Raw genomic sequence first — 6,662 nt, 5'->3', positions numbered from 1 at the left:
CGAGAACGGCAACCGCCCACCCTCAGCCTCGTCCAACCCCACAAACGGCACCGCATGCAACACCGCATCCAACAACGCCGGATGCACCCCGAACGCCCCCGCACCCGACACCACCTGCTCAGGCAGCACAACCTCCGCGAACACCTCACCGTCGGCGCCGCGCCAGGCCGCCCGCAGCCCCTGGAACACCGGGCCGTACTCCAACCCGCTCGCGGCGAGCCCTTCGTACACCCCGTCCAACTCGATCACCGACGCACCCCGCGGCGGCCACACCTCCGTCTCGAACGACACAGCGGCGCGGTCTCCGGCCGTCAGTACACCGGTCGCGTGCTCGACCCACGGCTCCTCGTCGGCCGCCTCGGCCGACCGGGCATGAACGCTCACCTCACGCCGACCCGACTCGTCGGCCGATCCCACCCACACCTGCACCGCGACCGCGTCCCGCTCACCCAGCACCAGCGGCGTGGTCAGGGTCAGCCCCTCGATCACATCGCAGCCGGCCTGATCCCCCGCCCGCACGGCCAGTTCCACGAACACGCTGCCCGGCACCATCACCGAACCCATCACCACGTAGTCGGCCAGCCACGGATGCGACCCCAGCGACAGACGGCCGGTCAGCAGCACCCCGTCGGAGCCGGCCAGCCCGACCGCCGCACCCAGCAGCGGATGGCCGGTGGCCGCCAACCCGGCGGCCGCCAGGTTCCCCACCCGCGCACCCGCGCCGTCGGGCCAGAAACGCCGGCGCTGGAACGCGTACGTCGGCAGCGCCACCCGGCGCCCGCCCGCGAGCACCGCCTCCCAGTCCACCGTCACGCCACGCACGTGCAGTTCGGCGAGAGCCGTCATGATCGTCGACTGCTCGTCCCGGTCCCCGCGCAGCACCGGCACCGCCACCGCGTCCGCCCCGGCCACCACGTCCGCGACGGGCCGATCCTCGGCGGCGATGGTGTCGGACGCCATCGCGGCGAGCACCCCGTCGGGGCCCAGCTCCAGATACGCCCGAACCCCCTGGCCGTGCAGCGTACGGACGGCGTCGGAGAACCGCACCGCGCCACGCACCTGCTCCACCCAATACTCCGGCGAACACAACCGCTCCGCCGTAACCTGCTCCCCCGTCAACGTCGACACGACCGGAATCCGCGGCGGGTCGTAGGTCAGCGACCCCGCCACCGCCCGGAACTCCTCCAGCATCGGATCCATCAACGGCGAATGGAACGCATGCGACACCCGCAACCGCTTCGTCCTGATCCCCCGCTCCTCCAGGGCGGCGGCCACCTCAAGCACCGCCTCCTCAACCCCGGAGACCACCACCGACGCGGGACCGTTCACCGCCGCGACCGACACCTCCTTCTCCCGCCCCACCAGCAGCTCGGCGACCTGCTCCTCGGAAGCCGCCACCGACACCATCGCCCCACCGGCAGGCAACGCCTGCATCAACCGCGCCCGACCCGCCACCAACACACACGCATCCGCCAGCGACAACACCCCCGCCACATGCGCAGCCGCGATCTCCCCGACCGAGTGCCCGGCCAGCACATCCGGCCGCACCCCCCACGAGGACACCAACCGGAACAACGCCGTCTCCACCGCGAACAACGCAGGCTGCGCCCACCCAGTCCGATCCAGCAACCCCGCCTCCACCGACCCCGGCTCGGCGAACACCACCTCACGCAACGACCCGTCCAGCAGCGGCTCGAACTCGGCGAACACCTCGTCCAAGGCTTCGGCGAACACCGGGAAACGGTCATACAGCTCCCGCCCCATCCCGGCCCGCTGGCTGCCCTGACCGGTGAACAGGAACGCGACCTTGCCCTGCCGTCCGCTCTGTCCCAGCAGGACGCCCGCGCCCGGTCGGCCCTCGGCCACGGCTCGTAGCCCGGCCACGACATCCTCGCGCGCACCGGCCAGTACGGCGGCCCGGTGCTCGAAGACCGATCGCGTCGAGACGAGGGAGAAGGCGATGTCGGTCAGATCAAAGTCAGGTTCGGCGTCCAGGTGTGACACCAGCCGTTCGGCCTGTGCCCGCAGCGCCTCCGCCGTACGACCGGAGATCAGCACCGGAGGCACATCCGGGGTCACCGCCGGGTACCAGTCCTCCGTGTTCACCTCGATTCGCTTGTCATGCGGCGCCTGCTCAATGATCACGTGAGCGTTGGTGCCGGTGAGACCGAACGAGGACACACCCGCCCGCCACGGCCGATCCACCTGCGGCCACCGCGTCGGCTCGGTCAGCAACCTCACCGCGCCCGAGGCCCAGTCCACGTGCGAGGACGGCGCGTCCACGTGCAACGTCCGAGGCAGCACACCGTGCCGCATCGCGAGCACCATCTTCATCACACCCGCCACACCGGCCGCCGCCTGCGTGTGACCCAGGTTCGACTTCACCGAACCCAGCAGCAGCGGCCGATCCTCCGGCCGATCCTGGCCGTACGTCGCCAGCAACGCCTGCGCCTCGATCGGGTCACCCAGCGTCGTCCCCGTGCCGTGCGCCTCCACCACGTCCACGTCGGCGGGGTTCAGCCCGGCGCTGCCCAGCGCCTGGCGGATCACCCGCTGCTGCGAAGGACCGTTCGGCGCGGTGAAGCCGTTCGACGCGCCGTCCTGGTTCACCGCCGACCCGCGCAAGACCGCGAGAACCTGATGGCCGTTGCGCTGGGCGTCCGACAGCCGCTCCAGGACCAGCACGCCCACACCCTCGGCCCACCCCGTGCCGTCCGCCGCGTCGGCGAACGCCTTGCACCGGCCGTCGGGCGCCAGCCCGCCCTGCCGGGTGAACTCCACGAACGCACCTGGGGTGGCCATCACGGTCACCCCGCCCGCCAGCGCCAGCGAGCACTCACCACTGCGCAGCGCCTGCGTCGCCAGGTGCACCGCCACCAGCGACGACGAGCAGGCCGTGTCCACCGTCACCGCCGGCCCCTCCAGGCCCAGCGTGTACGAGAGCCGGCCGGAGGCCGCGGCCGCACCCATGCCGGTCCCGATGTTGCCCTCGAGGTCGGCCAGTGAGCCGACCATCAGGTAGGAGTAGTCCTGGCCGCTCATGCCGACGAAGACCCCGGTACGGCTACCGCGCAGCTTGGCCGCGTTGATCCCGGCCCGCTCGACGGCCTCCCACGACACCTCAAGAAGGAGTCGCTGCTGCGGATCCATCGCCAGCGCCTCGCGCGGCGAGATCCCGAAGAACCCGGGGTCGAAGTCCGCGACGTCGCTGATGAAGGCGCCCTTGTCGGTGTCGCTCCGAGGCCGGCCCTCCGAATCGCGGGCCGCCAGCAGATCGAGATCCCAGTCGCGGTCGGACGGGAAGCCCGAGGTGGCGTCACCACCTTCGGCGATCAGCCGCCACAGATCCTCGGGCGAGGACACCCCGCCGGGGAACCGGCAGCTCATCGCCACGATGGCGATCGGCTCCGTGGTGACCGCGACCAGCTTCTGGTACTGACGCCTTAGCCGTTCGGCCTCCTTCATGGAGGTCCGGAGCGCCTGTACGACCTGCTCACTGGGCGTATCCATCACAGCCTCCGTACGTCGGGCGGGGTCGGGAAACCTGCGTCCGGCGTCGCCGGTACCAGGACACCCACCACCGCCGCGTCGATCGCGTCAGTCACCACGGCCCTCTCCGCACGCACCGGCACGCGGTGTCCTCACCCGGCGAGACGTCCCCACCGGAGAGGGGAGGCGGTAGCACGGGTCTCCACATGGTCGAAGAGGAGGACCGGCGGTATGCACGACGGGACTCCCGCTGAGAGAGAAGTCGTCGAGCATGCCATCCATTCGGCGAAGTTAGGCCGATGGCGACTCGGCAAACGCCTAGTCTTTGGGAAGCCCGGCGCGCCGGCCGCGCCCACAGCACCGCCTCCGGGCGCCCTCGACCGCGCGGACCAGCTCCGGGAGAGACCGGTCGCGCCCACGATCCCGCGCCCCGGGAAAACTAGTGATCCCCCTAATGTCGCCGCGATACCGTGCGGGCACGCCGGCGTCGGAGCAGGGAAGACGCGCACGGCGAGGACGGATCCGCACCGGAGCAGGCGCCCGCGCGTCACTGGCTGTTCGAACGGTCCGGCTCCCGCGATGGAGGTGTGTGTGATGGGCGAGGGCCGCAAACCAGTGCTGTTCGTCAGCAATCCGGGGGCCGGTGTCTTCAACCCCCTGCGCGTGATCGCCGCCGAGCTGGCCAGGCGTGGCACGGAGGATCTGTGGTTCGCGACGGATGAGTCCTGCAGGGCCGACATCGAGAGCATCAACGAGGGAAGCGGCGTACGGTTCGTCTCACTCGGCGAGACGGATCCCCTGCAATCCCCAGCCGACTGGGACGACGAGATGTACCGGCTGGCCACCCAGCGGTCCCGCTGGAAGGCACACCACGCGGTGGTACGGCGCGGGTTCGACCCCGACAGCGGGGAGCAGAAGTATCTGGCACTCGACGCCCTGGTCGAGGAGCTGAACCCGGCTCTCATGATCTTCGACAGCGTGAACCCCGTCGCGCTCATGATCGCGCTCAGGAGAAACATCCCGTACGTCCTCAGCTCGCCCTTCCTGCCGAGCAATCTGCTCATCACCAGGACACCGCGCGGATTCCCCATGCTGCACACCGGGCTGCCCCTGAACATGTCGTTCCCGCAGCGGGTCTACAGCAACGTGTTCAAGATCCGGGCCGCGCTGATGTTCCTGCACCCGAGGATGCTGAGGCTCGCGCTCAAGGGCATCTCGTACGCGAAACAGATCCAGCTGCCGAAGGAGGCGCTCCGTCCGTCGGCGAAGGTCGACCGCGCCGATCTCGTCCTGTGCTACACGGTCTTCGGGCTGGAGTACCCGTTTCCCCTTCCCGACAAGTTCCACCTGGTCGGCGCGATCATCCCGCCGTTGCCCGAGGCGCAGGACGACCGCGACCTGTCCGGCTGGCTCGACGCCAACCCCTCCGTGGTCTACGTCGGACTCGGCACCATCACCCGGCTGACCCGTCCCGAGGTGCACGCGCTGGTGGAGGTCGCCCGCCGGTTGGACGGCAGGCACGCCGTGCTGTGGAAGCTCCCGGCCGGGCAGCAACAGTTCCTCCCTCCCCGGGAGGAGCTGCCGCCGAACCTCAGGATCGAGAGCTGGATTCCCTCCCAGCTCGACGTGCTGGCCCATCCCAACGTCGCCCTCTTCTTCAACCACGGCGGCGCGAACGCCTTCCACGAGAGCCTGTACTTCGGCAAGCCACAGATCATCCGCCCGCTGTGGGTCGACTGCTACGACCAGGCGGTGCGCGGCGTGGACAGCGGGGTGAGCCTCACCCTCGACGACCCGCAGACCATCGACGTCGACGACGTGGTCGGCAAGATCACCCAGGTGCTGGACACCCCTTCCTTCCGTGAGCGCGCCGAGTTCTTCGCCAAGGCGCAGCAGGAGGCGGGAGGCACCCGGGTGGCCGCCGATCTGATCCTGGGCAACCCGGCGCTGAAACGATCCGACCAGGTACTGCCGAAGGACGTGGCGACATCATGAAAACGCACAGCGGCGACCCGACATCCATCGAGTTCCCGAGGCGGCGGCGCGGGCAGCTCTCTCCGCCGGACGAGTACGCCTCGCTCAGGGAACAGCCGGGACCGGTCAGGTCGGCGCTGCCGGGAGGCAGCACTGTGTGGCTGGTCGCCAGGCACGACGACGTGCGCGCCGTGCTCACCGATCCCCGGATCAGTGCCAGCCCCCTGCACGAGGGCTTTCCGACGATCGGGCGCAACGGGACGGTGCCTCCGCCCGACCAGATCCCCGGCTGGTTCGTCGCGTACGACCCGCCGGAGCACACCCGCTTCCGCAAGGCCCTCATCCCCGAGTTCACCGTACGGCGGGTCGCCGAGCTCCGTCCGGCCGTCCAGCGGGTCGTCGACACCTGTATCGACGACATGCTCAACGCCGGTACCACCGCCGACCTGGTGTCCGCGTTCGCGCTGCCGGTGCCTTCGCTGATCATCTGTGAGCTGCTCGGCGTGCCGCGTACCGACCGTGAGCTCTTCGAGTCGAGGACGCGCGTCCTGGTGACCCTCACGTCGACCGACGACGAACGCGAGTCCGCGACCAAGGACCTGCTGCTGTACATCTCCAAGCTGATCACCATGAAGCAGCGGTTCCCCGGCAGGGACCTGACCAGCCGACTGCTGTCGGCCGGGGTGCTCACCCCCAAGGAGATCTCCGGTGTCGCCCTGCTGCTGTTGATCGCCGGGCACGAGACGACGGCGAACAACATCGCGCTCGGCGTGGTCATGCTGCTGCTGAACCGGCAGTGGATCGGCGCGCCCGGAGTGGTGGAGGAGGTGCTGCGTTACCTGTCCGTCGCCGACCGGGTCGCGCTCCGCGTGGCCCTGGAGGACGTCGAGATCGGCGGGCACGTCATCAAGGCCGGCGAGGGCATCGTGCCGCTCGGTGCCGCGGCGAACCACGACCATGACGCGTTCGAACGGGCCGACGAGTTCGATCCGAGCCGTTCGGCCCGCCATCACGTCGCGTTCGGGTACGGCGTGCACCAGTGTCTTGGGCAGAACCTCGTCAGGATCGAGATGGAGACCGTCTTCACGTCCCTGTTCCAGCGGATTCCGACCCTTCGGCTCGACGGCGCGGTCGAGGACCTGCCGTTCAAGTACGACGGTGTGCTGTTCGGGCTGCACGAGCTCCCGGTCCGCTGGTGA

3 protein-coding genes are annotated in these 6,662 nt (G+C 69.8%); 2 read left to right on the top strand and 1 reads right to left on the bottom strand.

What is annotated here, in order from left to right; translation table 11 throughout:
• On the bottom strand, positions 1-3,510 hold a 3,510-nt coding region (locus AB0B96_RS39415; protein ID WP_362907241.1), incomplete at its 3' end, for a type I polyketide synthase.
• 573 nt (positions 3,511-4,083) lie between these two features.
• Between AB0B96_RS39415 and AB0B96_RS39410 the strand changes: the two genes are divergently transcribed.
• Entirely contained in the window at positions 4,084-5,484 is a 1,401-nt protein-coding gene (locus AB0B96_RS39410) for a glycosyltransferase (protein ID WP_362907239.1), read from the top strand.
• A complete protein-coding gene (locus AB0B96_RS39405) occupies positions 5,481-6,662 on the top strand; it encodes a cytochrome P450 (protein WP_362907237.1) in 1,182 nt (393 codons plus the stop codon). The genes AB0B96_RS39410 and AB0B96_RS39405 overlap by 4 nt, the downstream gene beginning before the upstream one ends.

Origin of the sequence: Streptosporangium sp. NPDC049046 (assembly GCF_040649155.1) — a bacterium.
In the GTDB taxonomy this organism is placed as follows: domain Bacteria; phylum Actinomycetota; class Actinomycetes; order Streptosporangiales; family Streptosporangiaceae; genus Streptosporangium.
The sequence above is the reverse complement of the archived record's forward strand: the minus strand, read 5'-3'. Positions and strand labels throughout refer to the sequence as shown.